Consider the following 1,046-nt stretch of genomic DNA (forward strand, 5'->3'; position numbering starts at 1 on the left):
GCCGCAATCAGATAGAATCCCCCGACAATGAAAGCCGTGCTCAGCAAATGAAACGGCCCGAAATGTGGAGAGCCCTGCCACCCGAACAGCATTTCCAGCAAATGCCCGCTGTTGTGGGAAAACCAGTCCACATCCGGATAGCGAGTCTGCAACCAGCCCGCCAGGAAATAGAGTGTCAACGGGAACCCGTACATTTCCGTGAACAGCGCGACGAGAAAAGCACTGAACGCCCCGAACGAGCGCCAGTCCCGCTTCGTTTGGGGTTTAAAAAAGCTGAATGCAAAAAAGATAAAGACAGCAGAGTTCAGAATAACGAGGCTCCAAAGCCCATAATCCGTCGCCTCGCTACTCACGGTCGTCGTCCTTTTGTTGGGCGTGTTGATGCGTGCCATGACCGCCATGCATAAAAATATGCATCAACGGGCAAATCAGGAGAATCAACCAGGGTAAGGCCCCGAGTATATGAACTTTATGCTCGCCCCAAAGGAGCACCAGGGCGATCACACCGAAGACAGATAAAGTGATCCAGTACCGACGATTAAATTCCATACCCATCGCTCCAATAATTGAAAGTCTTGGCTTTGGGGTCTGGCGACCTGCCAAAACACTTCTTCTTGGAGTTAATCACGGTGAGCTGAATTCAAGCTGAACGGTCTGGATACACCCTGTGTAACTTGATCGAGGTCAACTGATCACGATCTCAAACAACCGATGGCGCCGCCTCAGATACCTGCTATAACCTCGGACAGTGCCTCCCTGACCTTACCGGCAACCTGTTTCAGTTCGCTGTTTTCAATCGCCGTCATTGAAGCTACGGGATCTATCGCGCTGACTTCGATACCTTCAGACGTTTCCCGCAGAATGACATTGCACGGCAACATGGCCCCTACCCGGGGCTCTACACCAATGGCTTCCCACGCCATAGCAGGATTACACGCTCCAAGGATCCGGTACGCGGGCATTTCCTTGTCAAGCTTCTCCTTCATCGTGGCTTTGACATCAATTTCTGTCAGCACCCCGAAACCGTGATCTGTGAGGGACTGACG

2 protein-coding genes and 1 pseudogene are annotated in these 1,046 nt (G+C 52.1%); all 3 read right to left on the reverse strand.

The annotated features are described in order from the left end of the window. Window positions 1-353 (reverse strand): annotated as a pseudogene (locus BM036_RS19725) (isoprenylcysteine carboxylmethyltransferase family protein); the annotation flags it as partial. Next, window positions 346-549 carry a DUF2933 domain-containing protein gene (locus BM036_RS19730; protein WP_230715835.1) on the reverse strand — a complete coding sequence of 68 codons (204 nt, stop codon included), beginning with the start codon at window positions 547-549 and terminating at the stop codon, window positions 346-348. The pseudogene BM036_RS19725 and the gene BM036_RS19730, both read right to left, overlap by 8 nt. 173 nt (window positions 550-722) lie before the next feature. Further along, a partial coding sequence (locus tag BM036_RS19735) for a DUF302 domain-containing protein (RefSeq protein ID WP_091855317.1) occupies window positions 723-1,046 on the reverse strand: 324 nt, incomplete at its 5' end.

Source organism: Marinobacter segnicrescens, from assembly GCF_900111555.1.
GTDB classification, from domain to species: Bacteria; Pseudomonadota; Gammaproteobacteria; order Pseudomonadales; family Oleiphilaceae; genus Marinobacter; species Marinobacter segnicrescens.